Genomic DNA, 26,054 nt, shown 5'->3' on the forward strand with positions numbered 1-26,054 from the left:
CGGGCGCCGCCGGTGCCCAGGGAGACGCGTGCTCGCCATGCTGCACGATTGGGGCGTGATCGCCGCCGCCTTCGGCTATATCGGCTTTCTGTTCCTGGTGGCGAGCCATGGCGACCGCCGCTCGCCGGCCGGGCGCGGGCGTACCCCCGGGCTGATCTATCCGCTGTCGCTGGCGATCTATTGCACGTCCTGGACCTTCTTCGGCTCGGTCGGCTTCGCCACCCGCACCTCGACCGACTTCCTCGCCATCTATGTCGGCCCGATCCTGATGATCGGGCTCGGGGCCGGCGTCCTGCGCCGCGTGATCCAGCTGGCGAAGGCCCACAACATCACCTCGATCGCCGACTTCATCGGGGCCCGCTACGGCAAGAGCCAGGCGGTGGCGGCGACCGTCGCCGGAATCGCGATCATCGGCTCGGTGCCCTACATCGCGCTTCAGCTCAAGGCGGTCGCCTCCTCGCTGGAGACGATCCTGAGCGAGGACCAGGCCTTCTCCCACATCCCGCTCATTGGCGACGTCGCGCTGATGGTGACGCTGGCGATGGCGGCCTTCGCCGTGCTGTTCGGCACCCGACAGACCGACGCAACCGAGCACCAGCACGGCCTGATGCTGGCGGTCGCGACCGAATCCATCATCAAGCTGGTCGCCTTCCTCGCCGCCGGCATCTTCGTCACCTTCTGGATGTTCTCGCCGCAGGAACTGATCGAGCGCGCCATGAAGACGCCGGAGGCGGTGCGCGCCATCAACTACTCGCCCTCGATCGGCAACTTCCTCACCATGACGCTGCTGTCGCTGTGCGCGATCATGCTGCTGCCGCGCCAGTTCCACGTCAGCGTGGTCGAGAACTCCTCCGACGCCGAGGTCGGCCGCGCGCGCTGGCTGTTCCCGCTCTACCTCGTCGCCATCAATCTGTTCGTGATCCCGATCGCGCTTGCCGGCCTCGTCACCTTCCCGTTCGGCGCGGCCGAACCCGACATGTACGTGCTGGCATTGCCGATGGAGGCCGGCGCGGATCTGCTCAGCGTCGGCGTGTTCGTCGGCGGCCTGTCCGCGGCCACCGCGATGGTGATCGTGGAATGCGTCGCGCTCTCCATCATGGTCTCGAACGACCTCGTGGTGCCCCTGGTGCTGCAGCGGCGGCCCGAGGGGCGCACCGGCGGCGCCGATTTCAGCAACTTCCTGCTGCGCTCGCGGCGGCTCGCGATCTTCGCCATCATGGTGATGGCCTATTTCTACTATCGCGCGCTCGGCAGTACCCAGCTCGCCGCCATCGGCCTGCTCTCCTTTGCCGCCATCGCACAGCTTGCTCCGAGCTTCTTCGGCGGATTGTTGTGGCGGCGCGCCACCGCGCGCGGCGCGATCGGCGGCATGCTGGTCGGCTTCGCGGTGTGGCTCTACACGCTGTTCATGCCGAGCTTCATGGATTCCTCGACCACGGGGATCCTGCTGCTCCAGCACGGCCCGTTCGGCATCGAGGCGCTGCGGCCGCAGGCGCTGTTCGGCGCCGACCTGCCGCCCCTGATGCATGGCGTCATCTGGTCGCTGTCGCTCAATATCCTGACCTATGTGCTGCTGTCGCTGGCGCGAAGGCCCTCGTCGATCGAGCTGTTGCAGGCCGACCTGTTCGTGCCCGATACGCTCGCGCCGATCTCCCCGAGCTTCCGCCGCTGGCGCACCACGGTCACCGTGCAGGACATCCAGACCACGGTGGCGCAATATCTCGGACCCGACCGTGCGCGGCACTCCTTCGAGGCCTTCTCCGCGCAGCGCAATCTGCGGCTCGAGCCGGGAGCTCCCGCCGATTTCGAGCTGTTGCAGCACGCCGAGCACCTGATCGCCTCCTCGATCGGAGCTGCCTCCTCCCGCCTCGTGATGTCGCTGCTGCTGCGCAAGCGCACGGTCTCGGCCAAAGCCGCGCTCAAGCTGCTCGACGATTCGCACGCGGCGCTGCATTTCAACCGCGAGATCCTGCAGACCGCGCTCAACCACGTGCGCCAGGGCATCGCGGTGTTCGATGCCGACCTGCAGCTGATCTGCTCCAACCGGCAGTTCGGCGATCTCCTCAATGTCCCCCCGCACATCGTCCAGTTCGGCACGCCTCTGCGCGAGATCCTGGAATTCATGGACGCGAGCGATCCGGACCGTCAGGCCAACAGCGAGGCGATGATCGAGCAGCGGCTCGCGGCCTACACCACCGACAGCGAGCCGTATCTCGAACGCCTGCCGGAACGGCACATGGTGATCGAGGTGCTCACCAACCGCATGCCGGGCGGCGGCTTCGTCATCACCTTCACCGACGTCACGCCCAGCTTCGAGGCGGCCGAAGCGCTGGAGCGCGCCAACGCCTCGCTGGAAAAGCGCGTGCGCGACCGCACCGAGGAGCTGACGCGGCTGAATTCCGAACTCGCTTTGGCCAAGAGCGCGGCGGAAGACGCCAGCATCTCCAAGACCCGCTTCCTCGCCGCCGCCAGCCACGACATTCTCCAGCCGCTGAACGCGGCCCGGCTCTATGTGACCAGCCTGGTCGAGCGCCAGCACAACGGCGAGGAGACGCGGCTGGTCGAGAACATCGACGAATCGCTGCAGGCAATCGAGGAGATCCTCGGCGCGCTGCTGGACATCTCCCGGCTGGACGCCGGCGCGATGACGACCTCGATCTCGAGCTTCAAGATGGCCGATCTGATGCGCTCGCTGGAAATCGAGTTCGCGCCGATTGCGCGGGCTAAGGGCCTCGAGCTCGTCTTCGTGCCCTGCTCGCTGCCGGTCGAATCGGATCGGCTCCTGCTGCGGCGTCTGCTGCAGAACCTGATCTCGAACGCCATCAAATACACCCCGCGCGGCCGCGTGCTGGTCGGCTGTCGCCGCCAGGGCACTTCGCTCAGGATCTGCGTCTACGACACCGGCGTCGGCATCCCGCCGGTCAAGCGCGGCGAGATCTTCAAGGAATTCCATCGCCTGGAGCAGGGGGCGCGGATCGCGCGCGGCCTCGGCCTCGGGCTCTCGATCGTCGAACGGCTGGCGCGGGTGCTCAAGCACGGCATCGCCATCGACGGGACTGCAAGCGGCGGCTCGGTGTTCTCCGTGACGGTGCCGACGGCGAAGGCGATCACCCACACCGCCGCCGTGACCAGTGCGACGCCGCTGGCGCACACGCCGATCTCGGGCGCGCTGATCGTCTGCATCGAGAACGACGCGGCTATCCTCGACGGCATGCGTACGCTGCTGAAGGCGTGGGACGCCGAGGTGATCGCGGTCGCCGATCCCGAAGGCGCGATCGCCGCGATCGAAACCGCCGGCCGCCGCGTCACCGGCCTCTTGGTCGACTATCATCTCGATCGCGGCAACGGCATCGCCGCGATCCGCGAGATCCGCCGCCGTTTCGGCGACGGCATCCCCGCGATCCTGATCACGGCCGACCGCAGCCCCGCGGTGCAGGTCGCGGCCCGCGACGAGAAGGTCGCGGTGCTCAACAAGCCGGTCAAGCCGGCCTCGCTCCGCGCCCTGCTCGGCCAGTGGCGCACGCAGCAGATGGTGGCGGCGGAGTGAGTGGCCCGGGTCGATAGTCGGTCGATACGCTGAGCGTTCGCCACTTCTCCAGTTCTTCAAGGCGAAGCCTATCCGTCGCAGCGATGGCGTCGACGGCATCGCTTCCGAGCGCAATGCGCAGAGGCGGGCGCTCCATATCGGCGAGCTTCAGCACCACGGCCGCGGCCTTAGCTGGGTCCCCGGGCTGATGGCCATCGTAATCGCGCTGCATCCTGACGGCAGCGCCGACGACCGCGTCGTACTCTGGCCGTCCTTCATCGGCCGCATGCGCTGTCTGGGCAAAGCCGGTGCGGAACCCGCCGGGCTCGACGATCGTCACGTTCACGCCGATCAACGTCATCTCGCGCGCCAGCGATTCCGAAAAGCCTTCGATTCCCCATTTCGCGGCCGAATAGGCCGCACGGGCGGGCGCACCAATTCGGCCGCCGACGGACGAAACTTGCACGATGTGTCCGCGCCGTTGCCGCCGCAGCACGGGAAGCGCCGCCTTGGTGACGATGATGGTGCCGATCAGGTTGGCCTCGATCTGACGGCGGAAAGAGGCCAGGCTCGTGTCCTCGACCGACCCGAGATCGCCGTAGCCGGCATTGTTGACCACCACGTCGATGCTGCCAAAGACCTGTATGGCGAGGTCGACCGCCGCTTGCGCGGCCACGTCGTCGGTCACGTCGAGCGATGCAAGCCGAAGCCTGTCGCCGAAGCGATCGAGCAGCGGTTCGAGCGGATTGGGGTGTCGAGCCGAAGCCAGCACACGATCTCCGGCCGCAAGCGCGGCTTCCACAATTGCTCGGCCAAGCCCGCGTGAGCTGCCGCTGACAAACCAGGTCTTCAGGACTGCCTCCTGTCAATCTCAAGGCGCCAGCCGCGTGAAGACGTAGTCGCGGCTCCTCGCGCGGGCTTCGTGACAGCCCCAGCAGGAGCGGTGCTGCGCCTCGTCGACCGGCTTGCCGTTGACGAAGCGGCCAAAGCCCCAGCCGCCGGTTGAGGCATATTTCTTGGAATCCTTGACCATCACCTGGACCGTGGTGGCGGCGCCGGGAATCGTCGCTGATGCAAACTCGGGCGATTGCTTCCGCTTCCAGGCGCGCTTGACCAGGATGGTGCCGTCTGGGAATGGAAGCTTGCCGGCCTGATAGGCGTCGATTGCGGTCTGGTTGCCGACAACGGCGCGAAGCTCGTCGAGCGGCGCGGCCTCTTCGGCCGGTGCGATCAGCTCCCATTGCTTGTAACCCGGCGGAATGGTGACGCCGAAGATCGGCGAGGCCTCGACCGTGCCAGGTCCCTCGGCAAGAGCGATCGAGACCAGATATGGCACGCAAGTCAGGAGAACGACCAGAAGCAGCACGGCGAGCGTGATCGCCGTGGCATAGGATCGCTTGTTCTTTTCGGATTGGATCGGCGTCATGAGATTTCTTCAGGCTGGGAGGACGGCACATCCCCGGTCCAGCCACGCTGGACCGAGGCATCGCATGAATGATCAGGCGCCGTCGGCGTCGATGACGGCCTTGGCAAAGGCTTGCGGCGCTTCCTGCGGCAGATTGTGGCCGATGCCGCCGGTGATCAGCCGAAACTCGTACCGGCCTGAAAACTTCTTGGCATAGGCGCTGGGGTCGGGATGCGGCGCGCCATTGGCGTCGCCTTCCATCGTGATCGTCGGCACATCGATGACGGGAGCCGCCGCCAGCTTCTTCTCGAGCTGCTCATATCTCGCTTCGCCCTGGGCGAGCCCGAGCCGCCAGCGGTAATTATGGATCGTGATCGCGACATGATCCTTGTTGTCCAGCGCCGCTGCGCTGCGGGCGAAGGTGGCGTCGTCGAACGTCCATTGCGGCGAGGCGAGCTTCCAGATCAGCTTGGCGAAATCGTGCGTGTACTTCTCGTATCCGGCGCGGCCGCGCTCGGTCGCGAAATAGTACTGATACCACCATTGCAGCTCCGCCTGCGGCGGCAACGGCATGTTGCCGGCGGCCTGGCTGGAGATCAGGTAACCGCTGACCGACACCAGCGCGCGGCAACGCTCCGGCCACAGCGCGGCGATGATGTCGGCGGTGCGTGCGCCCCAGTCGAAGCCGGCGATAACAGCCTTCTTGATATCGAGCTTGTCCATCAACGCGATGATGTCGGAGGCCATTGCAGCGGGCTCGCCGTTGCGCGGCGTCTCACCGGACAGGAAGTGCGTCGAGCCGTAACCGCGCAGATAAGGGATGATCACGCGATAGCCCGCCTTTGCCAGGATCGGCGCGACGTCGACGAAGGCGTGAATGTCGTAGGGCCAGCCATGCAGCAGGATCGCCACGGGACCGTTCGAAGGACCAGCCTCGGCATACCCGACATTGAGGACGCCGGCGTCGATCTGCTTGATGGCGCCGAAGGACGCCTTCGATCCGGATGATCGCGGCGCTTCCGTCTCCGCGCGCACGAGGTCGATCGCGCCGAGGCCGACTGCAATGGTTCCCGCGGCGATGCCGAAGAAGTTGCGGCGCTGTTGGTCGATCATCTGCTTCATGATGTTGTTACCTTGTGGTGATGGGTGCTGGTGCGTCAGATCAGCGCGACCGTGACGTCGATGTTGCCGCGAACGGCCTTGGAATAGGGACAGATCTGATGCGCATCATCGACGATGCTACGCGCGATCTCGGGGTCGAGACCTGGCAGGCTGACATTGAGCCGTGCCCGGAGCGAATAGGCGCCGTCGTCGAGCAAGAGATCGATCTCCGCATCGACAGCGCATTTCCTGGGAAGCTCGATCTTGCGCTTGCGGGCCGCGATCTCCATCGCGCCTTCGAAGCAGGCCGACCAGCCGGCGGCGAACAATTGCTCGGGATTGGTGCCGATGCCTGCGCCGCCCGGCGGCGACAGCTTGACGTCAAGCCGGCCATCGGAGCTGCGCGACATGCCGCCGTGCCGCCCGCCGCTGGTGTGGGTCCTGGCCGTGTAGAGTGTCTGCGCCTGCGTCATGAAGCTCTCCTTGCCGTCACGCCACCGACTAGCAGTGGCTGCGAGGGCACACCCGTTTGGACTTGTGAGAAATTGTGAGGTCGCATCTTGCCGGCGTCACAAGGCCTGCATCCGCGGTCTGTTGGCGATGCAGGGACGGCCTTGCCCGATCGCGCTCATCTGGCTATCGGGTCCTGACGAAAGGATCAGGATTTCGCCATGACCGAGCCGGCCGGCACCGCGACCGGAACATTGTCGTTCGGGCCATTTTCCGTGACGCCGCATGAAAGGCTCGTGATGCGCGACGGCGTCGCGTTGCCGCTCGGCGCAAAGGCCTTCGACACGCTGATGGCGCTGATGTCGCGGCCGAACCAGGTCGTCAGCAAATGGGACCTGATGGCGTTGGTGTGGCCCGGCCTCACGGTCGAGGAGGCCAATCTGCGCTTTCACGTCGCAGCGCTTCGCAAGGCGCTCGGCGACGGCAAGGATGGCGCCCGCTACATCACGACGCTCTCCGGCCGCGGCTATTGCTTCGTGGCGCCGATCTCGCGCACAAATATCGCGCCGGCACAGCGCCCCGCAGCGAGGCTGGAATTGCCGCCCGTGAAGCTGCCGAACCGCTTGCAGCGGATGGTCGGGCGCGAGGATGCGATCGCCGCGGTCTCCGACAAGCTCGTCGCCTCGCGCTTCGTCACGATTGCCGGCCCCGGCGGCGTCGGCAAGACGGCGGTCGCCGTGGCGATCGCGCACGATCTGCTCGAAACGTTCTCCGATGCCGCGCACTTTGTCGATCTGGGCGCGCTGAGCGATCCCGATCTCGTGATCACCTCGATCCTGCTGATGCTTGGTCTGCCGGCCGAGACCGAGGACCCCCTGCCGACGCTGCTCGCGCATGTCAGGGACAAGCGGATGCTGCTGATCCTCGACAATTGCGAGCACGTCATCGCCACGGCCGCACCGCTGGCTGCGGAGATCTTCCACGCGGCGCCGCAGGTCCATATCCTCGCGACCAGCCGCGAAGCCCTTCGCGTCGAGGGCGAGCAGGTCTATCGGTTGGCCCCGCTCGCCGTTCCACCCGACAGTTCCGAACTGACGGCCGCCGCAGCGCAGACCTATCCCGCACTTCAATTGTTCCTCGAACGTGCCACGGCCGGCGGCGCGCAGATCACGCTCGACGACGCAAATGCCGAGATCATCGCGCGGATCTGTCGCAAGCTCGACGGCATGGCGCTGGCGATCGAGCTCGCCGCCGGCCGGGTCGAAGCCTACGGCCTGGAGCAGACGGCCGCGCTGCTGGACGAGCGCCTCAATCTGCTCTGGCAAGGCCAGAGAACGGCGCCGCCCCGGCAGAAGACATTGCAGGCCACGCTCCACTGGAGCTACGGATTGCTGTCCGATCTCGAACGCCTCGTGCTGCGCAGGCTTGCGGTCTTCGCCGGGCATTTCACCATCGACGCAGCACTCGAGGTCGTGCCGGACCAGCGCGTCGATCATGCCCGTTTGTTCGACGCCATCGACGGTCTCGTTGCCAAATCGATGGTCGCGCCACGACCGATCGGCGCCATGATGCGCTACCGTCTGCTCGACACGACGCGCGCTTACCTGCTCGAGATCGAACCTGATGACGCGGCGCTCGCCGCCCGCCACGCGACTTACTACCGGCGATGGCTGGAACAGGCCGGCATGACATGGGCCACGGTGCCGAGCCCGGACGAACGCGCGGCTCACTTCTCGGCACTTCACAACGTGCGCGCCGCGCTCGACTGGTGCTTCGGCGCGGACGGCGATCCGGGCATCGGTATTGCGCTCGCCGCCGCCGCGGCGCCGATCTTCCTGGCGATGTCCTTGCTGATCGAATGCCGGCGCTGGTCGGAACGCGCGCTGCTGGCGTTGCCGCCCTCCGCGCGCGGCAGCAGCGAAGAAATGCACATCCAGGCTGCCCTCGGGCTGACCTTGATGTTCACGCGCGGCGGCAGCGAAGCGGCGCGCGGCGCGTTGAGCCGGAGCCTTGCGATCGCCGAAGCGCATGGCGACGACATCAATCGGCTCCAGCTGCTCGGCCGCATGCATATCTTTCACGAGCGGATGGGCGAGTTCGACGCCGCGCTTGGTTACGCGCGAGAGAGTCTCGCGGTCGCGAGATCGCTGGGCGACCCCGCCTCGGTCGCCCTCGCCCATTCGCTCCTCGGCGTCTCGCTACATCTGGCCGGCGAGCATCGCGGCGCGCTCGAGATGCTGGAGATCGCCTGGGAGGGACCGGGCACGGAACGGATCAGCACCGTCTACGGCTTCGATCATCGTAACCGGGCCGGCATCACGCTGGCCCGCGAGCTCTGGTTGCAGGGCCGGCCGGCAGATGCGCGGCAACTGGCGCAGCAGACGGTCACCGAGGCCGCGCAGATGGATCACCCGATCACGCTCTGTATCGCGCTGATCTGGGCGGTTTCGATCGACCTCTGGAGCGGAGACCTCGACAGGGCGGACGAGAACATCGACCGCTTCATCGCGCATGCCAATTCGCGCTCGATGGGCCCCTATCTCGCGGTCGGCCGGGGCGTCAAGGGCGAGCTCGCAATCCGGCGCGGCGATGCCGCCGGTGGCGTCGAGACCATCAGGACCTGCCTGCGGGAGCTGCACGATGCCGGCTACGAGCTGCTCACCACGACCTTCAACATCGCGCTGGTGCAGGGCTTGCTGGCGCTCGGGCAGATCGAGCAGAGCGCAGAGCTGATCGACGATGCGATCCGCCTCGTCGCGCGGAGCGGCGATCACCTCTATATGCCCGAGCTGCTGCGCATGAGGGCCGGAGTCTTGGCGGAGATGCCGGAGCCGCAGATCGAGGACGCAGAGGCCTGCCTCATGCAATCGCTCGCGCTCAGCCGCGCCAAAGGCGCGAAAGCCTGGGAGCTGCGAGCGGCAATCGATCTCGCCGGGCTCTTCGGCGAACGTGGCCAGCACGAGCAAGCGAAGCGATTGCTGCGATCATCCCTCGACGGCTTTGCCGAGGGTTCCGAGACGGCGGACATCAGGGCCGCCGATGCGCTCCTGAAGAGGCTGTAGCGGGGTTCAGCCCGTCGGCGTGCCCTGCCTCCACTGGCCGCCGGCGATCTTGGCGGCCGCAATCACGGCCTGGGTGCGGCTCTCGACGCCGAGCTTTTGCAGGATGGCCGAGACATGCGCCTTGATGGTGGCCTCGGAGACCCCGAGCTCGTAGGCGATCTGCTTGTTGAGGAGACCCTCCGACAGCATCATGAGGACCCGGACCTGCTGCGGCGTCAGCGTCACCAGGCGGTCGCGCAGGCGCGTCATGTCGGGATCGCCAGCCGCGGACAGGTCGGTGTCGGCGGGAACCCAGACGTCGCCTTCCATCACCTTGAGGATGGCGTCACGCAACGTCTCGACGCCGAAGCGCTTCGGAATGAAGCCGGACGCGCCGAAATCGAGCGAGCGGCGGATCGTGGCGCTGTCGTCGGAGGCCGAGACGATCACGACCGGGATCGCCGGATATTGCGCGCGCAGATAGATCAGGCCCGAAAAGCCGGAGATCCCGGGCATCGAGAGGTCGAGCAGGATCAGGTCGACGTCCGAGGCCTGTTCCAGGAGCTTGGTCAGATCCTCGAACGATCCGGCCTCGTCGATTTGGGCCGAGGTCAGGACGCCGGCCACCGCCTGTCGCAGCGCATCGCGGAACAGCGGATGGTCATCGGCGATGACGAGATGGGTCGATGGAGCGTTCATCGTTCTCTTGCTGTCGTTCGCAGGCCGGCGGACCGATCCCGGGTGCGGCAATTCTTCCCTGAGCGGCCGTGGCATGCAAGTGCACATTATCCCTTTGCCGCAAAGGGGTTAATCCGGAGCCCCCCGAACATCGCACACCGGCGCCCGATACCGCGCATCAGCTGCGCGTCAGTGCGCAAGGCCGAAAGTCGTATTGGGGCGGGTTTCACGCCAATGTTACCTTATGGGCAAGTCCTGGATCGATCCGGCATGTCCGGACATCTGGGGGCGCGAGGAAACACGTTTCGGGGAGCGACTCAACATGTCGACAATGGCTGTATCTCAAACAGGCGCGGGAGGGATGACGAAGGACGAACGTTTCGTCATTCTCGCTTCCTCGCTCGGTACCGTTTTCGAATGGTACGATTTTTACCTCTACGGTTCGCTGGCCGGCATCATCGGCGCGCAGTTCTTCTCGGCCTATCCGCCGGCAACCCGCGACATCTTCGCACTGCTTGCGTTCGCAGCCGGCTTCCTGGTCCGTCCGTTCGGCGCGATCGTGTTCGGCCGCGTCGGCGACATCGTCGGCCGCAAATACACCTTCCTCGTCACCATCCTGATCATGGGCCTGTCGACCTTCATCGTCGGCCTGCTGCCCAACGCTGCCACCATCGGCATCGCGGCTCCGATCATCCTGATCGTGCTGCGCCTCGCCCAGGGCCTGGCGCTCGGCGGTGAGTATGGCGGCGCGGCGACCTATGTCGCGGAGCATGCTCCGAACGGCAAGCGCGGCTACTACACCTCCTTCATTCAAACCACAGCGACGCTCGGCCTGTTCCTGTCGCTGCTGGTGATTCTGTTCACCCGTAGCGCCCTCGGCGAACCTGAATTCGCCGCCTGGGGCTGGCGCATTCCGTTCCTGGTCTCGGTGCTGCTGCTCGGCATCTCGGTCTGGATCCGGCTCCGCCTCAACGAATCCCCGATCTTCCAGAAGATGAAGGAAGAGGGAAAGAGCTCGAAGGCGCCGCTGACCGAAGCCTTCGGCAACTGGCAGAACGGCAAGCTCGTGCTGCTCGCGCTGCTCGGCGGCGTGATGGGCCAGGGCGTGGTCTGGTACACCGGCCAGTTCTACGCGCTGTTCTTCCTGCAATCGATCCTGAAGGTCGACGGCTACACCGCCAACCTGCTGATCGCCTGGTCGCTGCTGCTGGGCACCGGCTTCTTCATCGTGTTCGGCGCGCTCTCCGACAAGATCGGCCGCAAGCCGATCATCCTCGGCGGCTGCCTGATCGCGGCGCTGACCTTCTTCCCGATCTTCAAGATGATCACCTCCAACGCCAACCCGGCGCTGGAAAAGGCCATCGAGACGGTCAAGGTCGACGTGGTGGCCGATCCCGCACTCTGCGGTGACCTGTTCAACCCGGTCGGCACCCGCGTCTTCAGCGCACCTTGCGACACCGCACGTGCGTTCCTGTCGCAGTCGTCGGTCAAGTACACGACCACGCCGGGTGCGGCCGGCTCGGGCGTGAAGGTGGTGGTCAACGGCAAGGACATTGCCTACACCAACGCCAAGGACAGCAACCCGGCAGTCCTCGCCGCGGTGCAGGCTGCCGGCTATCCGAAGGCCGGTGACGCCGGTATCGTGAAGATGGCGCATCCGTTCGACATCTTCCGTCCGCAGGTGGCAGCGATCGTCGGCCTGCTGTTCGTCTTGGTGCTGTTCGTCACCATGGTGTACGGCCCGATCGCGGCGATGCTGGTCGAACTGTTCCCGACCCGCATCCGCTACACCTCGATGTCGCTGCCCTACCACATCGGTAACGGCTGGTTCGGCGGCCTGTTGCCGGCGACCGCCTTCGCCATCGTGGCCTCGACCGGCGATATCTATGCCGGTCTCTGGTACCCGATCATCTTCGCCTCGATTACCGTCGTGATCGGCTTCTTCTTCCTGCCCGAGACCAAGGACGTCGACATCAAGGGCACCTGATCGAAAGCACCGATCTCAACCAGCACCAACCGGCCGCGGTCTCCGCGGCCGGTTTTGTTTTGGTCACCGCGACGCGCCGACGAATTGCAGCACCACCTCGCGGCGGTGCGGGCGCCTGCGATGCTCGATCAGATAGATCGCCTGCCAGGTGCCGAGTGCGAGCCTGCCGTCCAGAACCGGGACCTGAAGCGAGGTTCCGGTCAACATCGTCTTGACGTGGGCCGGCATGTCGTCCGGTCCTTCGGTGTCGTGGGTCCAGCCGGCATTCTCCGGCGCGAGCCGGGACAGCGCCGTGGCGAGGTCGACGAGCACGGAAGGGTCGGCGTTCTCCTGGATCGTCAGCGAGGCCGAGGTATGGCGGATGAACAGCGTCAAGGCACCGTCGCGGGCGCGAACCTCGTCGACGAATCTTGCAGCTTCGCTGGTGAGATCGGTGAAGCCATGGCCCGATGTCTGCACCGCCAGCCGGGAGGATGAGATGGTGGTGGCTTGCACCGTCGACGGCGCCGAGCGGGTGATAGATTTGCCTGATGTCATGAAGGCCCTCGACTCATCGACGCTGCGTAGGGTGGGCAAAGCGGAGCGTGCCCACCAATCCATCCGACAATATCAAGATCGTGGGCACGGCGCGTTGCGCCTTTGCCCACCCTACGGCGGTTCGCTTCAGATCCTCCCCGACACGTCCCTCTGCACGCGGTTGGCCATGTCGATCAGCCGCCGCCAGGCCTTTTCCAGAAACGACATCACGCGATCGACGTCCTGGTCGCTCGGCAGCGGGATCTCGATCTTGCGTTCGCCCTCGGTGCTCCGGGGCTCGGCGTTCCTGGGCTCGGCTTTCTTCAGCGGGTCGGATTTCGGCAGCGCCTCGTCGACCTTGCCCGACACCGTCGGCCCCGCCGCAAGCTGCCCCTTCAGCTTCTCGACCTCGGCCTGGAGCCTGCCGATCTCGGCGTCGAGCGCGGTCCGTTCGTCGGGCACCGCATAGCAGGCCCAGCCGGCGCCGTTCTTGGTGCAGGTCGAGACCGTGCCGGTGCGGGTGTCGAGCCGCAGCACGCCCTCGGGGATGGGCGTCATGCTGTAGCGACCGTTTTCGCCGTCGGGTGCGGATGGCGCAGCCATCAGACCCCCGCCGATCGCGATCGCCGCGGCGAACACCGCCGCCGCAAGCCAGGATGTTGGGAAGGATGTTGTGGATGACGTCACTGGTCTCATCGCGCTCTCCGCCACGACGCACAGGTGGCAATCCAGTAAATTCTACACCCCGCCAAAGCGATCCGCCGCCCAAAATGCACACCGACATCAACGATCGCGGCGGCGTCTTCGATCCCGGCAGCGCGGCGAAAGGGTGGCCGCATCCACCGATACTGCGGCGCGCTGCTGCGGTGCGGCGTCACGCTGTGTGCAGCCCTGCCGTTCGCGTCAATATTGTCAAATAAATCAGCTACATAACAGAAAGCGACGCAATCGTGACTTGGCTTGACTTGATTATAGGCCATCAGTATGGTCCGCGCGGCTTTTGAGGGTGGCGGGCGTAATTTCCATTCAGCCGCAGCGTTTCGGGTCTTTGTTGCATGACACAGGGCACGGGACACGGCGAGAATGGAGATCGCGATAGATCGTCCGAGGAAGCTGCGCTTTCCGAACGGCTCGGAAGTCTTGATCACAGGTTGTCCGAATTTCGCGACCGCCGGATCAAGACCGAGCAACCCGCAGGTGACGGTGGAGACGGAGCGGCCAGAGCCTCGGCGATGGCGCTTGGTTTCCGACTATCCTCGGAGTTGATCGCCGGCGTCGCTGTCGGAGGGGGGATTGGCTGGGGCTTCGACCGCTTGCTGTCGACCTCGCCTTTCGGGTTTATCGTGTTCCTGTTGCTGGGCTTCGTCGCCGGCGTGGTGAATGTGGTGAGAACGGCAGGCGCGGGTCAGAACAGGCGCGGTGGATCTTAGCCGATCCGCACCAGCAGAGTGATCGTGCCGGTCTTGCCGGCACGGGCCGGCCCGGCCGGCAGACCGAGACCCGCCGGCATTGCCCGGCAGACCAAGAGATGCCGCGCTGATGAAAATCGATCCGATCCACCAGTTCAACATCGAGCCTCTCTTCACCCTGGGCCATATCGGCAATCACACGATCGCCTTCACCAATTCGTCGCTCTATATGCTGGTGGCGGTGGCGATCATCTCGATCCTGATGCTCGCCAGCGGCACGCAGCTGGTTCCCGGGCGCCTGCAGTCGATCGCCGAGATCTCCTACGAGTTCGTCGCCTCGACCATCCGTTCGACGGCCGGCACGGAAGGCATGAAGTTCTTCCCGCTGATCTTCTCGCTGTTCATGTTCATCTGCGTCTCGAACCTGGTCGGCATCATCCCCTACACCTTCACGGTGTCGAGCCATCTGATCGTCACCGCAGCGCTCGCGCTGCTGGTCTTCTTCACGGTCCTGATCTACGGCCTCTACAAGAACGGCCTGAAGTTCTTCAAGATTTTCGTTCCCCACGGCGTCCCCATCTACATCCTGCCGCTGGTCATGTTCATCGAGATCCTGTCGTTCTTCCTGCGGCCGGTCTCCCACAGCGTCCGTCTCTTCGCCAACATGCTGGCCGGCCACATCGCGCTGAAGGTCTTCGCGGGCTTCGTCGCCATGCTCGGCTTCTCGCTCGGGGCGCTGGGCTGGGTCGGCGGCGTGGTGCCGCTCGCGCTCACTGTCGCGCTGACGTCGCTGGAGCTGCTGGTCGCGTTCCTGCAGGCCTACGTGTTCGCGATCCTGACCTGCATCTACCTCAACGACGCCATTCATCCGGGACACTGAACGGTCCGGGGAATTTCCACCCACCACCCAATCTTTCTTCCAAGGAGTCTAAAATGGATCCGGCAGCAGCAAAACTTATCGGCGCGGGCATCGCGTGCATCGGCATGGGCGGTGCGGGCGTCGGCGTGGGCGTGATCTTCGGCAACTACCTCGCCGCAGCCGTCCGCAACCCGTCGGCCGCTCAGGGCCAGTTCGGCAACCTGATCTTCGGCTTCGCCGTGACCGAAGCGCTCGGCATCTTCTCGCTGCTGATCGCGCTGTTGCTGCTGTTCGTTCCGCTCTGAGGACGACGTTTTTCGCGCCGTTCCAGTCCCTGGGACGGCGCGTGTGACAGCAACAGGAGAACTCCATGGCTGAGAGTCATGGCGGCGCAAAAGGTCCGGCGGGCGCTCATACCGAGGCTGACGGTGGTCACCACGGTGGCGGCTTTCCGCCGTTCGAGAGCAGCAGCTTCGCTTCACAGCTGGTGTCGCTCGCGATCTTCTTCGTCCTGCTTTACGTGATCGTGTCCAAGCTCGCTCTGCCGCGCATCGGCGGTGCGATCGAGGCGCGTCAGAACAAGATCGAGGGTGACCTCGCCGAGGCGCAGAAGCTGAAGGATCAGTCCGAGGCGGCGCTGAAGGCCTACGAAAGCGAGCTCGCTGCGGCGCGCGCGCGGGCGCAGGCGATCGGCAACGAATCCCGCGACAAGGCGAATGCGCAGGCCGAGGCCGAGCGCAAGGCGCTGGAACAGCAATTGGCGGCCAAGCTCGCCGAGGCGGAGAAGACCATCGCCTCGACCCGCGCCACCGCGATGAGCAACGTCCGCGGCATCGCAGCCGATGCGGCCGGCCAGATCGTGCAGCAGCTGACCGGCGTCGTTCCCGACGCCGCCTCGGTTAATGCCGCGGTCGATGCGTCCCTGAAAGGTTAGTCGAGATGGTCTTCGAACCTGAATTTTGGGTCGCCGTCGCCTTCGTGATCCTGATGGTCGTGTTCGGCTATCTCGGGGTCTTCAAGACGGCGATGACCGCGCTCGATCATCGTGCCGCTCGCATCAAGGCCGAGCTCGACGACGCCCAGCGCCTCAAGCAGGAAGCCGCCAAGGTGCTTGCCGACTACAAGGCGCGCACCGCCTCGGCCGAACGCGAAGCCGCCGAGATCATCGCCAACGCCAGAAGCGAAGCCGAGCGCATCGCGACTGATGCCAAGGCGAAGATGGAAGACTTCGTGGCACGCCGGACCAAGACCGCGGAGAGCAAGATCGCGCTCGCCGAGGCCCAGGCGCTGGCCGATGTCCGCGCCGCAGCCGCCGAAGCCGCCGTCCAGGCCGCCTCGACGATCCTGTCGCAGTCGGTCAAGGGCCAGGTCGCCGACGATCTGCTGGCCAAGGGCATCAGCGAAGTCCGGCAGAAGCTGAACTGAGGGTCCTGCCTTCACCAATCAAAAAGCCGGCGCGATAAGCGCCGGCTTTTTTGTTTGGCCTGACCCGTGTCCCGGACGCGGTGCAGCGTGCAACGCTGCACCGCAGAGCCGGGACCCATACATCCGGAACATGCATCCGAAGCTCCTGGGCCCCGGCTCTGCGCCGCACCGCTACGCGCTACGGCGCGTCCGGGGCACGAGGCTCATTTCTTCTTCCGCCCCTTCGGCTCGGGCGCGAGCGCCTGCGGGTCGAAGCCGACATAGAAAATGTAGTTATCGGCGACCGCGGGGGCCGGCATCGGATAGGTCATATCCTCGATAACGAAGGTAAAGGGCACGCTGCCCCCCGGAGTCATGTCGACCGTGGTCCGGTAGGCCTTCGAGGCGATCACCTTCTCGCCGACGCCGCCCTGCACGACGGCGAAGCGCAGCGGCACCTCGACGGAGGCAGGGGCACCGGCGGGACCGGCGATGACGCGGCCCTGGATGCCGATCCGGGCCGTGATGCCGGCGCTGCTGCGGGCACATTCGCGCGCCATCTTGGTGATCGAGGCCTGGAAGCGAATGTCGTTGCCGACGGCCGGCTTGCCCGGGACGCCAACCGCGTAGGTCGAGGCTCCCGCGCGCACCGTCACCTGGGGGCAATCGAGCTCGTCTTCGGCCGGCTGGCCGGGCGCAGGCGCCGGCTTCGGCTCGGCCGGCTCGTCGGATTTGCCGCCGAACAGGCTCTTGAAGCGGTCGGTCAGAGACTGGGCCTTCACCGGCGGGACAGAGGCGAGCACAACCGACAATGCCAGCGCGATTCCCCCTCCCAGCCGCAACGCATTCCGCGATGACCGAAGCTGCTGCACCATCAACGCCTATACTCCAATGACAATTGTCCGGCCGATCACGGTCCGGGGCATGCGGTTATATCGCCAAAATCGGCGAACCCAAGGCAGCAAAAAGGGGGACTTGGCCGCATGAATCGGACCGCTCAGCCGCGGAAATCCTCGTGCAGGAGGCCGAACAGCAAATGATCCTGCCAGACCCCGTTGATGCAGAGATAGCGGCGCGCCAAGCCCTCGCGTGAGAAGCCGCACTTTTCCAGCACCCGGATCGACGGTGCATTGGTGGGGATGCAGGCGGCCTCGACCCGGTGCAGATTGAGCTCGCCGAACAATGTCGGCAGCAGCACCCGCAGCGCGGCCGTCATGTAGCCGCGATGGGCATGAGGCTGTCCGACCCAATAGCCGATGGTGCCGGCCTGCACGATGCCGCGGCGGACGTTGGCCAGCGTGATACCGCCGACCATGGCGCCGTCGAGCTCGCGGAAGATCAGGAAAGGATAGGAACGGTCCGCGGCGATGTCCTCGGAATAGCGGCGCAGACGGCGGCGGAAGCCCGAGCGAGTGAGATCGTCCGACGGCCAGATCGGCTCCCAAGGCGTCAGGTAGTCGCGGCTGGACTCGCGCAGATGAGCCCATTGCAGGAAGTCCGACATCTGCGGTGCGCGCAACAACAGCCCGTTGCCGCGCGGTGCGAGGGCGGCGGGTCCACTGGACGGCAGGCGAAAGAGGGCCATGGTGATGCTTCCGGGGGCGGGCGCCCTTGGGCGGCTCCTAGTGCAGCCGCGCCTTGGCGCGCGCCCGGGTCAATCCTTCCGCAAAAGCCACCGCCGTGTCCAGACCCCTGCCACTGCCCAATGCGACAACGGCAGGCCGGCTCCGCGACAACAGCGCACGCGCCGCGTCCCGGGTCGATTCGACGCTGACGGCGTCGATCCGCCCGACCAGTTCCTCGACCGTCTGCGGCCGGCCATAGGCGAGGACGTGCCGGGCGAGCTGCTCGGCGCGGGAGGAGCAGCTCTCCAGCGCCATCAGCAGACCCGCCTTCATCTGCGCCTTGGCCCGCGCGATCTCGGCCTCGGTCAGCGTCTCCACCGAATCATTCATGATGTCGACCACGACCTCCATCATCTCCGGCGCATCGGCCGGATCGGTGCCGGTGTAGAGGCCGAAGAAGCCGGTATCGGTATAGGGCGCGTGGAACGAATAGATGGAGTAGCAGAGGCCGCGCTTCTCGCGCACCTCCTGGAACAGGCGCGAGGACATTCCGCCGCCGAGGACGTTGGTGAAGACCTGGAGCGAGAACAGCGATGGATCGTTCTGCGGCACGCCTTCCAGCGCCAGCGTCAGATGCGCCTGCTCCAGCTCGCGATGCACCACCTTGGCGCCGCCCTTGCCGAACTGGGCGGTCTGCGGCTTCGGGCCCGGTGCCGCCTCGAAACTGGCAAAGCGCTTCTCGGCCTCGGCGACCACCTGAGCGTGATCGACCGCGCCGGCCGCCGCCACCACCATGTCGGGCCCGCGATAATGCGTCGAGAGGTAGCCGCGCAGCATGTCGCGGTTGAAGCTGCGCAGCGTCTTGGCCGTGCCGAGCAGCGAGCGGCCCATCGGCTGGTCGGGATAGCAGAGCTCGTTGAGATGCTCGAACACGACGTCGTCGGGCGTATCCTGCGCGGCACCGATCTCCTGCACGATGACGTTCTTCTCGCGCTCCAGCTCGTCGGGCTCGAAGGCCGGATTGGCGAGGATGTCGGCGAGCACGTCGAGCGCGAGCGGAACGTCGGCCTTCAGCACCCGGGCGTAATAGGACGTGGTCTCGGTCGAGGTGCCGGCATTGAGGTCGCCGCCGACCGCCTCGATCTCCTCGACGATCTCGCGCGAGGAGCGTTTCGTGGTGCCCTTGAACGCCATGTGCTCGAGCAGATGGGAAATGCCATGCTCGTTCGGCTTCTCGTCACGGCCGCCGACGCCGGCCCAGACGCCGAGCGCCGCGGTCTCGAGCTGGGGCATCTTGTCGGTGACGACGGTCAGGCCGGAGGCAAGCTTGGAAATCTCGACGCTCATCCGGCAACTCCCTGCTTTGCAGCGCGGCTGACCGCCAGCACGAACCGCTCGACCTCGGCCTGATCGTTCTTCATCACCTTCATGTGTTCGGATTTGGTCATCAAACCGTCGAGCCAGGCCGGCAGTTGCGGCCGCTGGCCGCAGGCCGCTTCGACGGCGTCGGGGAATTTGGCCGGATGGGCGGTGGAGAGCACGATGCTCGGCACCCGCGTGTCCGTGGTGTCGCGGTCGGCGACAGCGAGCGCCACCGCCGTGTGGGGATCGACCAGCTCGCCTGCCTCGCGCCAGCCGGCGCGGATCGCAGCCGCGGTCTCGGTCTCGTCGGCGCGCCCGGCGTCGAACTCCTCGCGGATGGCAGCCAGCGTCGCATCGGGCAGCACGAAACGCCCGGACTGCTTCAGCGACTCCATCAGGCGACGCACGCCCGCCGCATCGCGCCGGCCGGCCTCGAACAGCAGCCGCTCGAAATTCGACGAGATCTGGATATCCATCGACGGCGACGCCGTCGCGTGCACCTCGCGCACCTCGTAGATCCCCGTCTTCAGCGTGCGCGCCAGGATGTCGTTGACGTTGGCGGCGATGCGCAGGGTCCGCACCGGCAATCCCATGCGCTTGGCGACGTAGCCGGCAAAGATGTCGCCGAAATTGCCCGTCGGCACCACGAAATCCACCGCGCGCGCCGGCGCACCGACGGCAACGGCCGAAGTGAAATAATAGACCACCTGGGCGACGATGCGCGCCCAGTTGATGGAATTGACGCCGGAGAGCGAGGTCGCATCGCGGAAGCGATGGTTGTTGAACATCCCCTTCACGAGCGCCTGGCAATCGTCGAAATTGCCCTCGATGGCGAGCGCGTGGACGTTGGCCGCGCCCGTCGTCGTCATCATCCGCCGCTGCACCTCGGAGATGCGGCCGTGCGGAAACAGCACGATCAGGTCCACGTTCTCGAGGCCGGCGAAAGCCTCCACAGCGGCGCCGCCGGTATCGCCTGACGTCGCGACCACGATGGTGGTGCGCTGGCCGCGCTTGGCGAGCACATGGTCCATCAGCCGCGAGATGAGCTGCATCGCCACGTCCTTGAAGGCGAGCGTCGGACCGTGGAACAGCTCCAGCACGAACTGGTGCGGCGACATCTGGCGCAGCGGCACCACCGCCGGGTGGCGGAACGTCGCGTAGGCCTCGTTGGCCATGCGGCCGAGCTCGGCGTCGGTGATCTCGCCGCCGGTGAAGGGACTGATCACATCGACCGCGACCTCCCAATAGGGACGACCGAAGAAGCCGGCGATGGTCTCGGTGGATAGCTGGGGCCAGATGGTCGGCACATACAGGCCGCCGTCGCGCGCGAGCCCGGTCAGCATCACGTCGCAGAAGCCGAGTTCGGGGGCTTCGCCCCGGGTCGAGATATAACGAGTCAAACTGCCCTCCAAAGGCCGGGCGGCCTGAGCCGCCCGTTAAGCCTTTGATTTTACGAAATTACTTGTTAGCGGCCAGAGGCTTTGGGCCACCATAAAGTGTTTTGCGGCATCAGGAAACCGCTTCCCGCCTTGACCCGGTCACACGAAAAAGGGGCTGCGGTCGTGCCGCAACCCCTCTCTTGGAAGGTCTGTCGTTGATGTGTGCAGACCGGTTTGCCTATCGGGGTCACCGACCCGTCAAAACTGTTCGCGCAACCTTTCGTCGCCTGTCACGAAACCGTCAAGGGTCAAAACGACGAGGGGGGCGAAAATGTTCCTATTTTTCCCGACAACAATCCGAGCCTTGGCGCCCGCAGCCAAAGCGTTAGCGCGCCGCGCGTTGCCGCTATTTCCCGAACTCTTGTATTCCTGAACTCTTGGAGGTGCCGGGAACGAATGCCGTCTCCCCCCATTGGAATCGGCGGATAGGTGTCGGCGGTGTCCATGCATTGCCCGGCTGCACGCTGACACCGATCCGTTCCGCCGAACCGGCTGCGTCCTGGAGCGGCCGGTTCGGTGCTTCCGGGCCGCCAGTGCCCGGGCCGCCAGCATCCGGACGTCAATTCATGCCGATTTCCACTGCGATCCTGATGAGGTCGGAATGGTTCTTGGCCCCCAGCTTCTGCTTGAGCAGGGACGTGGTGTTGGCGACCGTCTTGTAGGAGATGCCGAGCGCCTCAGCGACTTCCACGATCTTGTCGCCGCGTCCGAGCAGGCGGAGAATCTCGAGCTCCCGCGGCGTCATCTGCGAGGCCGGGTTGGCCTTGATCGCCGCCCCCGAAAACGTCACGGCTTCCGCAAGTTGCGGTGAGATGAAGTTGTCGCCCGCGACCACCTTGCGCACCGCTTTGAGCAGGATCCTGGGATCGTCGCCCTTGGAAACATAGCCTTGCGCGCCAAGCTCGACGGCCCGCACCACGAAGGCCGGATCGTCATTCATGCTGAACATGATGATCTTGGCGTCGGGATCGTCCTTGCGGATTCGCCGCATCAGCTCGAAGCCTGAGACATCGGGCAGGCTGATGTCGATCACCGCGACGTCCGGCCGCTTGCTGACATAGGCGCGATGGCCGGATTTGGCGTCCGTCGCCTCCTCGATGCGGATCGAATGGTCGGAAGCGAACAGGGTCCGGCAACCCGACAGCACCACGGGATGGTCGTCGACAATCAGGACCCGGGTCCCCGGCTTGGCAGTTTCTTGCATCGCGCGCTCTCTTGTTTCTCGATTCATAGACCGGCGGGAACAAATGGAAAGAGCAAATTCCGCCGATGCGCGTTAGAATTGACCTAATGTGGCAACGACTCTCGTTCAGAACGCAACTGTTTCTTCCGCTCGGCGCTAGTTTTCTGGCGGCGCTGATCCTGGGCGGCGTCCTGCTCCAGATATTCGCGACCAGCCAGCTCGCCGACGAGCACGAGCCCGCTCGACGTTCCATCCGAACCATCGCGGCCGCCCTCAACGACACTTTGCGGGCCTCGGACAATCCGCAGAAGACGCTTGACGCCTTTGTCCGTTCCTTGGCCGGGTCCTCGGACATCCATTTCCGTTCCGTAGAAGGCGGTCTTGCGCCCTCGCCAAAGGACGCCGTGCGAAATCTGCAGGGGGTGCCGCGATGGTTTGTCGAGCTGCTCATGGTGCCGGAGACGGACGCTGCGGCTCCGGTGCTGATCGACGGCAGACATATCGGCGATATCGTGTTCTTACCGGACCTATCAGCCGACCTGTTCGAGAAGTGGATCGGCTTCCTGGCGCTGACCAGCCTCGTCGCCGTGCTGATGCTGCTCACCGGGATCATCGCCTACATCTTCGCGGGATCGGCGCTGCGACCGCTGCAGCACCTCGGCGAAGGCCTGACGCGGATGCGGCGCGGCGATTACACAAAGCCGATCCCGGTCGGGGGGCCGCCGGAGATTCGGCGGAGCTGTACGGAAGCAAATGCGCTGGCTGCAACGCTTGCGCAATTGAGCCAGGACAATCGCGATCTGATGCATCGCCTGGTATCGCTCCAGGACGACGAGCGGCGCGATCTCGCCCGCGAGCTGCACGACGAGCTCGGGCCGCTGCTGTTCAGCATCCGCGCGGGCGCGATCGCGCTGGTGGAGGCCGCGCCGTCGGCGGGAAATCTCGGCAACCCGGTCCAGCAAGTGCTGCAATCGGTCGAGGCGCTCCAGCAGACCAACCGCCGCATCCTCGATCGGCTGCGGCCGCTCTACATCGAGGAGCTGGGCCTTGCGACCAGCGTGCAGACGCTGCTCCGGAATTTTCGCAAGCAGGCCCCCCACATCACCCTGACGGACACGATCGATCCGGAGCTCAACGTGATCGACGGAGCGCTCGCCCGGACCATCTATCGGGTGATCCAGGAGGCGCTGACCAACGTTCTGCGCCACGCCAAGGCCGGCGCCGCCCATGTCCAGGCGACCATCGCCGGCGAGAGCCTGATCATCGAGATCTCGGACGACGGCGGCGGCTTCCCCGCCGACAATGTCTTCGGCCGCGGCCTGACCGGCATGCACGAGCGCGTGCGCGCGCTCAGCGGATCGCTGTCATTGCTGCGGGTGGACGAGCGAACCTATGTGCGCTGCCGCCTTCCGGCCGAACCGACACGCGAGGCGCCGGTCAACAGCTAGAGCATGATCCTGACAAGTGCGCAGCGGTCTTCCGAAAAGATCATGCTCAAACAATAACCTAGCACGCGCAGCCGTGATGCGCGTGCGGCCGCGCCGGCTCGCACAGCGTGCTGTGGATCTTGCCTTCCGGACTGAAGCGAAACGAGGCGCGAATGCGCAGCGCGCCGGCGACGGAATATTCGAGGTCGACGCCATGCGGCATCGGGTGGATCTCCTCCAGCCCGAAACCCGCCAGCGAGAACGCGCTGAGCCGCGGCTGCCAATAGGCCTCGAGCTCGCTCCGGCCGCGGTAACACCGCGCGCCGTTGCACGTGCATTCGACCTGGGCGTCGTCGGCATAGAGGTCGAGCAAGGTCGTGAGGTCGCCGCTCCGGCAGGCGTCCACCCAGTCGACGACAATTCCCATCTGATCGAAATCGCTCACACCGCAATCCTGTCTGCCGCGAAAAACACTGGCGGCTTAGGACCACACTCGTGAATGTGCGCTGAATAATAAACCCCGGGCGATACCGGGTTCCCGCGCGGAGACCGTCCGGCTCAGCCCTGTCGCCGGCCTCTGGCCCACACGGCGAAGGCGATCAGCACGGCGCCCGCGAGCAGGAACCAGGTGACGGCGTATTGCAGGTGGTCGTCCTTCAGATGCACGGCGAGCGGGCCCGGACGCGGAATGCCGTTCTCGGGCGCCGGCTGCTCGAGATCGACGTAGAACGGCGCCACCGCGCCCCAGCCGAGCGCGCTGGCGATGGCCGGATGATCGCGCACGAACCACAGCCGCTTGTCGCGGTTCTCCGCGGGCGTCAGCCAGCCGGCGGGCTCGGGAAAGCGCAGATAACCGGTGAGCACGACCGGCTGCCCGGTCACGAGCTTCTTCACCGCGCGATCCTCGACGCCGCGGTCCTGCATCGTGTTCTCGACGAAGCCCGCGTCGATCACGACCGTCTCGCCGCTCGGAAGCCGCGCCGGCAGGAAGGCCCAGGTGCCGGGGCCGGAGGCGTCCTTGCGCACCGCCGAGCCGGACGAATAGACCATCGCATCCGGCAGAGCCGCGTAGGTCGCGGTGAAGCTGACGCGGCGGAACTCGTCGCGTGCGGGATTCAGCTTGGCCCAGAGCGCGGGCGGCGGCAGCGGGACCGGCGCTTTGGCCAGGCGCTCGGTGAGGGCCGCGATCAGCTCGTGCTTGGCGGTCCGCCGCTGCAACTGCCAGACGCCGAGTGCGACGAAGACGGCCGCCAGGAACAGCGTGAACAGCGCGAAGCCGGCCACGCGGGGCTTGCGCGCAGGCTGGTTCATTTCGCGCGGTCGACCAACCGGCCCGGCGCCGCCTTGTGGTGGAATTGCAGCGCGATCAGCAGCGACTTCATCGCACGCAGCGGCAGCAGCGTGGTGGCGAGGATCAGCGGCAACCACAGCACCGCATGCAGCCAGTACGGCGGCTGGTATTTGACCTCGACGATGAGCGCTGCCGCAACGACGATCCCGCCGGCCAGCATGATGATGAAGATCGCCGGACCGTCGCCGGTATCGATGAAGGCGTAGTCGAGGCCGCAGCGGTCGCAGGCGGGCGCGAGCGTCAGGAAGCCCGCATAGAGCTTGCCCTGGCCGCAGCGCGGACATCGGCAGGCAAGCCCGCGCAGCGCGCTCTGCAGGACGGTGGTTTCGGGCTCGGGTTTGCCGGCGGCGTCATTCATGATGGCGGACCCTATCACAGTTTTCGCCGAAACTTTCCGGCGGTCCAAAAGCGAAAGGGCGGCCCTGCGGCCGCCCTTTCTGGTCGATTCCTCGCGGCTCAGTGCGCGCCGGCCATGGTCGCGGCGCCGCGTCCCCAGACGTAGATGCAGAGGAACAGGAACAGCCAGACCACGTCGACGAAGTGCCAGTACCATGCGGCGAACTCGAAGCCGAGGTGCTGCTTCGGCGTGAAGTGGCCGGCATAGGCGCGGAACAGGCAGACCAGCAGGAAGATGGTGCCGACCAGAACATGGAAGCCGTGGAAGCCGGTCGCCATGAAGAAGGTCGCACCATAGACGTTGCCGGCGAAGGAGAACGCCGCGTGGCTGTACTCATAGGCCTGCACGCAGGTGAAGAGCGCACCGAGCACGACGGTAAGGATCAGGCCGTACTTGAGGCCCTGGCGGTCGTTCTCGAGCAGCGCGTGGTGCGCCCAGGTCACCGTGGTGCCCGAGGTCAGCAGGATCAGCGTGTTCAGGAGCGGCAGGTGCCAGGGATCGAAGGTCTCGATGCCCTTCGGCGGCCAGGTGCCGGGGACTGCGCAGGCGCCGGGCTGGGTGCCGAGGCCGCAGCCGAACACCGCGTCGCGGGTGGCGTGGACGGCGTCGGCCGGGAACAGCGCCGCGTTGAAATAGGCCCAGAACCAGGCGACGAAGAACATCACTTCCGAGGCGATGAACAGGATCATGCCGTAGCGGTGATGCAGCTGCACGACGCGGGTGTGGTCGCCCTTGTACTGGGCTTCCTTCATCACGTCGGTCCACCAGCTTGCCATGGTGTAGAGCACGCCCACGGTGCCCACCCCGAACACGATCGGCGCGGCCGAGAACATGTGGTGCATCCAGGCGACCGCGCCGACCGCCATGATGAAAGCGGAAAGCGAGCCGACGAACGGCCAGGGAGAGGGATCGACCAGGTGATAGTCGTGATGCTTGGTGTGCGCCGTTGCCATT

At 65.8% G+C, this 26,054-nt stretch carries 25 protein-coding genes; 9 read left to right on the forward strand and 16 right to left on the reverse strand.

The window, feature by feature from the left end:
* The first annotated feature begins 37 nt into the window (after positions 1 to 37).
* Positions 38 to 3,547 carry a NahK/ErcS family hybrid sensor histidine kinase/response regulator gene (locus tag WI560_RS29525; RefSeq protein WP_375308938.1) on the forward strand — a complete coding sequence of 1,170 codons (3,510 nt, stop codon included), beginning with the start codon at positions 38 to 40 and terminating at the stop codon, positions 3,545 to 3,547.
* On the opposite strand, the gene WI560_RS29530 is transcribed toward WI560_RS29525, so the two are convergent.
* From WI560_RS29530 to WI560_RS29545, 4 genes are all read right to left on the reverse strand, one after another.
* Positions 3,480 to 4,328 (reverse strand): SDR family NAD(P)-dependent oxidoreductase, encoded by an 849-nt coding sequence (locus tag WI560_RS29530; protein WP_375305985.1) that lies wholly within the window; start codon positions 4,326 to 4,328, stop codon positions 3,480 to 3,482. The genes WI560_RS29525 and WI560_RS29530 overlap by 68 nt on opposite strands.
* A 69-nt stretch (positions 4,329 to 4,397) precedes the next feature.
* A complete protein-coding gene (locus WI560_RS29535; RefSeq protein ID WP_375305986.1) occupies positions 4,398 to 4,952 on the reverse strand; it encodes a cytochrome P460 family protein in 555 nt (184 codons plus the stop codon).
* A 72-nt stretch (positions 4,953 to 5,024) separates the two neighbouring features.
* Complete coding sequence (locus WI560_RS29540; RefSeq protein WP_375305987.1) at positions 5,025 to 6,053, reverse strand: alpha/beta fold hydrolase; 1,029 nt, start codon at positions 6,051 to 6,053, stop codon at positions 5,025 to 5,027.
* A 35-nt stretch (positions 6,054 to 6,088) separates the two neighbouring features.
* Positions 6,089 to 6,505 carry an organic hydroperoxide resistance protein gene (locus WI560_RS29545; RefSeq protein WP_375305988.1) on the reverse strand — a complete coding sequence of 139 codons (417 nt, stop codon included), beginning with the start codon at positions 6,503 to 6,505 and terminating at the stop codon, positions 6,089 to 6,091.
* A gap of 198 nt (positions 6,506 to 6,703) precedes the next feature.
* Between WI560_RS29545 and WI560_RS29550 the strand changes: the two genes are divergently transcribed.
* Positions 6,704 to 9,544 carry a winged helix-turn-helix domain-containing protein gene (locus WI560_RS29550; RefSeq protein ID WP_375305989.1) on the forward strand — a complete coding sequence of 947 codons (2,841 nt, stop codon included), beginning with the start codon at positions 6,704 to 6,706 and terminating at the stop codon, positions 9,542 to 9,544.
* Between the two features lie 6 nt (positions 9,545 to 9,550).
* On the opposite strand, the gene WI560_RS29555 is transcribed toward WI560_RS29550, so the two are convergent.
* Complete coding sequence (locus tag WI560_RS29555) at positions 9,551 to 10,222, reverse strand: response regulator (protein ID WP_375305990.1); 672 nt, start codon at positions 10,220 to 10,222, stop codon at positions 9,551 to 9,553.
* Positions 10,223 to 10,562: 340 nt separating this feature from the next.
* Here WI560_RS29555 and WI560_RS29560 point away from each other — a divergent pair, with 340 nt between their 5' ends.
* A complete protein-coding gene (locus WI560_RS29560) occupies positions 10,563 to 12,188 on the forward strand; it encodes an MFS transporter (RefSeq protein ID WP_375305991.1) in 1,626 nt (541 codons plus the stop codon).
* A gap of 63 nt (positions 12,189 to 12,251) precedes the next feature.
* Here the strand turns inward: WI560_RS29560 and WI560_RS29565 are convergent, their stop codons facing one another.
* Together WI560_RS29565 and WI560_RS29570 are read right to left on the reverse strand one after the other, a co-directional pair.
* Positions 12,252 to 12,725, reverse strand: coding sequence for a secondary thiamine-phosphate synthase enzyme YjbQ (locus tag WI560_RS29565; RefSeq protein WP_375305992.1), 474 nt, complete (start codon positions 12,723 to 12,725; stop codon positions 12,252 to 12,254).
* A 126-nt stretch (positions 12,726 to 12,851) separates the two neighbouring features.
* A complete protein-coding gene (locus tag WI560_RS29570; protein WP_375305993.1) occupies positions 12,852 to 13,400 on the reverse strand; it encodes a hypothetical protein in 549 nt (182 codons plus the stop codon).
* A 359-nt stretch (positions 13,401 to 13,759) separates the two neighbouring features.
* Here WI560_RS29570 and WI560_RS29575 point away from each other — a divergent pair, with 359 nt between their 5' ends.
* From WI560_RS29575 to WI560_RS29595, 5 genes are all read left to right on the forward strand, one after another.
* A complete protein-coding gene (locus WI560_RS29575) occupies positions 13,760 to 14,134 on the forward strand; it encodes an AtpZ/AtpI family protein (protein WP_375305994.1) in 375 nt (124 codons plus the stop codon).
* A gap of 109 nt (positions 14,135 to 14,243) precedes the next feature.
* A complete protein-coding gene (locus WI560_RS29580; protein ID WP_375305995.1) occupies positions 14,244 to 14,993 on the forward strand; it encodes a F0F1 ATP synthase subunit A in 750 nt (249 codons plus the stop codon).
* A gap of 53 nt (positions 14,994 to 15,046) precedes the next feature.
* A complete protein-coding gene (locus WI560_RS29585; RefSeq protein WP_007599451.1) occupies positions 15,047 to 15,277 on the forward strand; it encodes a F0F1 ATP synthase subunit C in 231 nt (76 codons plus the stop codon).
* 65 nt (positions 15,278 to 15,342) lie between these two features.
* Positions 15,343 to 15,906 (forward strand): F0F1 ATP synthase subunit B, encoded by a 564-nt coding sequence (locus WI560_RS29590; protein WP_028134057.1) that lies wholly within the window; start codon positions 15,343 to 15,345, stop codon positions 15,904 to 15,906.
* Between the two features lie 5 nt (positions 15,907 to 15,911).
* Positions 15,912 to 16,397: an ATP F0F1 synthase subunit B gene (locus WI560_RS29595; RefSeq protein WP_028134056.1), complete on the forward strand. Its 486-nt coding sequence runs from the start codon at positions 15,912 to 15,914 to the stop codon at positions 16,395 to 16,397.
* A gap of 203 nt (positions 16,398 to 16,600) precedes the next feature.
* Here the strand turns inward: WI560_RS29595 and WI560_RS29600 are convergent, their stop codons facing one another.
* The 5 genes from WI560_RS29600 to WI560_RS29620 all read right to left on the reverse strand — a co-directional run bounded on the left by WI560_RS29600 (position 16,601) and on the right by WI560_RS29620 (position 21,946).
* Positions 16,601 to 17,251: a hypothetical protein gene (locus tag WI560_RS29600; protein ID WP_375305996.1), complete on the reverse strand. Its 651-nt coding sequence runs from the start codon at positions 17,249 to 17,251 to the stop codon at positions 16,601 to 16,603.
* A gap of 122 nt (positions 17,252 to 17,373) precedes the next feature.
* The gene (locus tag WI560_RS29605; protein ID WP_011084002.1) at positions 17,374 to 17,961 is read right to left on the reverse strand and encodes a GNAT family N-acetyltransferase; all 588 of its coding nucleotides are present in this window, start codon (positions 17,959 to 17,961) and stop codon (positions 17,374 to 17,376) included.
* Between the two features lie 37 nt (positions 17,962 to 17,998).
* Entirely contained in the window at positions 17,999 to 19,288 is a 1,290-nt protein-coding gene (locus WI560_RS29610; protein WP_257179469.1) for a pitrilysin family protein, read from the reverse strand.
* Positions 19,285 to 20,703, reverse strand: coding sequence for a threonine synthase (gene thrC, locus WI560_RS29615; RefSeq protein ID WP_257179468.1), 1,419 nt, complete (start codon positions 20,701 to 20,703; stop codon positions 19,285 to 19,287). The genes WI560_RS29610 and thrC overlap by 4 nt, the downstream gene beginning before the upstream one ends.
* Before the next feature lie 598 nt (positions 20,704 to 21,301).
* Positions 21,302 to 21,946 carry a response regulator transcription factor gene (locus WI560_RS29620; protein WP_028134052.1) on the reverse strand — a complete coding sequence of 215 codons (645 nt, stop codon included), beginning with the start codon at positions 21,944 to 21,946 and terminating at the stop codon, positions 21,302 to 21,304.
* A gap of 86 nt (positions 21,947 to 22,032) precedes the next feature.
* Between WI560_RS29620 and WI560_RS29625 the strand changes: the two genes are divergently transcribed.
* Positions 22,033 to 23,373, forward strand: coding sequence for a histidine kinase (locus WI560_RS29625; protein ID WP_375305997.1), 1,341 nt, complete (start codon positions 22,033 to 22,035; stop codon positions 23,371 to 23,373).
* A 58-nt stretch (positions 23,374 to 23,431) separates the two neighbouring features.
* Here WI560_RS29625 and WI560_RS29630 read toward each other — a convergent pair whose 3' ends face one another.
* The 4 genes from WI560_RS29630 to WI560_RS29645 form a co-directional block, all read right to left on the reverse strand.
* Positions 23,432 to 23,797 (reverse strand): nuclear transport factor 2 family protein, encoded by a 366-nt coding sequence (locus tag WI560_RS29630; protein ID WP_375305998.1) that lies wholly within the window; start codon positions 23,795 to 23,797, stop codon positions 23,432 to 23,434.
* 113 nt (positions 23,798 to 23,910) lie between these two features.
* Positions 23,911 to 24,663 (reverse strand): SURF1 family protein, encoded by a 753-nt coding sequence (locus WI560_RS29635; protein WP_375305999.1) that lies wholly within the window; start codon positions 24,661 to 24,663, stop codon positions 23,911 to 23,913.
* On the reverse strand, positions 24,660 to 25,061 hold the full coding sequence (locus tag WI560_RS29640) for a DUF983 domain-containing protein (RefSeq protein ID WP_028134048.1): 402 nt from the start codon (positions 25,059 to 25,061) through the stop codon (positions 24,660 to 24,662). Before WI560_RS29640 ends, WI560_RS29635 begins: the two co-directional genes overlap by 4 nt.
* Before the next feature lie 98 nt (positions 25,062 to 25,159).
* Entirely contained in the window at positions 25,160 to 26,053 is an 894-nt protein-coding gene (locus WI560_RS29645; protein WP_028134047.1) for a cytochrome c oxidase subunit 3, read from the reverse strand.
* Between the last annotated feature and the right edge of the window lies 1 nt (position 26,054).

It is taken from the genome of Bradyrhizobium sp. A11 (assembly GCF_042077125.1).
Taxonomy (GTDB): Bacteria; Pseudomonadota; Alphaproteobacteria; order Rhizobiales; family Xanthobacteraceae; genus Bradyrhizobium; species Bradyrhizobium japonicum_B.

Coding starts and splice junctions, on each gene's coding strand:
- WI560_RS29540 (WP_375305987.1), bottom strand. CDS start 6,053: ATGAAGCAGATGATCGACCAACAGCGCCGCAACTTCTTCGGCATCGCC.
- WI560_RS29565 (WP_375305992.1), bottom strand. CDS start 12,725: ATGACATCAGGCAAATCTATCACCCGCTCGGCGCCGTCGACGGTGCAA.
- WI560_RS29580 (WP_375305995.1), top strand. CDS start 14,244: ATGAAAATCGATCCGATCCACCAGTTCAACATCGAGCCTCTCTTCACC.
- WI560_RS29575 (WP_375305994.1), top strand. CDS start 13,760: ATGACACAGGGCACGGGACACGGCGAGAATGGAGATCGCGATAGATCG.
- WI560_RS29525 (WP_375308938.1), top strand. CDS start 38: ATGCTGCACGATTGGGGCGTGATCGCCGCCGCCTTCGGCTATATCGGC.
- WI560_RS29645 (WP_028134047.1), bottom strand. CDS start 26,053: ATGGCAACGGCGCACACCAAGCATCACGACTATCACCTGGTCGATCCC.
- WI560_RS29620 (WP_028134052.1), bottom strand. CDS start 21,946: ATGCAAGAAACTGCCAAGCCGGGGACCCGGGTCCTGATTGTCGACGAC.
- WI560_RS29635 (WP_375305999.1), bottom strand. CDS start 24,663: ATGAACCAGCCTGCGCGCAAGCCCCGCGTGGCCGGCTTCGCGCTGTTC.
- WI560_RS29570 (WP_375305993.1), bottom strand. CDS start 13,400: ATGAGACCAGTGACGTCATCCACAACATCCTTCCCAACATCCTGGCTT.
- WI560_RS29610 (WP_257179469.1), bottom strand. CDS start 19,288: ATGAGCGTCGAGATTTCCAAGCTTGCCTCCGGCCTGACCGTCGTCACC.
- WI560_RS29560 (WP_375305991.1), top strand. CDS start 10,563: ATGACGAAGGACGAACGTTTCGTCATTCTCGCTTCCTCGCTCGGTACC.
- WI560_RS29605 (WP_011084002.1), bottom strand. CDS start 17,961: ATGGCCCTCTTTCGCCTGCCGTCCAGTGGACCCGCCGCCCTCGCACCG.
- WI560_RS29590 (WP_028134057.1), top strand. CDS start 15,343: ATGGCTGAGAGTCATGGCGGCGCAAAAGGTCCGGCGGGCGCTCATACC.
- WI560_RS29625 (WP_375305997.1), top strand. CDS start 22,033: ATGTGGCAACGACTCTCGTTCAGAACGCAACTGTTTCTTCCGCTCGGC.
- WI560_RS29600 (WP_375305996.1), bottom strand. CDS start 17,251: ATGGTGCAGCAGCTTCGGTCATCGCGGAATGCGTTGCGGCTGGGAGGG.
- WI560_RS29545 (WP_375305988.1), bottom strand. CDS start 6,505: ATGACGCAGGCGCAGACACTCTACACGGCCAGGACCCACACCAGCGGC.
- WI560_RS29555 (WP_375305990.1), bottom strand. CDS start 10,222: ATGAACGCTCCATCGACCCATCTCGTCATCGCCGATGACCATCCGCTG.
- WI560_RS29595 (WP_028134056.1), top strand. CDS start 15,912: ATGGTCTTCGAACCTGAATTTTGGGTCGCCGTCGCCTTCGTGATCCTG.
- WI560_RS29550 (WP_375305989.1), top strand. CDS start 6,704: ATGACCGAGCCGGCCGGCACCGCGACCGGAACATTGTCGTTCGGGCCA.
- WI560_RS29585 (WP_007599451.1), top strand. CDS start 15,047: ATGGATCCGGCAGCAGCAAAACTTATCGGCGCGGGCATCGCGTGCATC.
- WI560_RS29535 (WP_375305986.1), bottom strand. CDS start 4,952: ATGACGCCGATCCAATCCGAAAAGAACAAGCGATCCTATGCCACGGCG.
- WI560_RS29640 (WP_028134048.1), bottom strand. CDS start 25,061: ATGAATGACGCCGCCGGCAAACCCGAGCCCGAAACCACCGTCCTGCAG.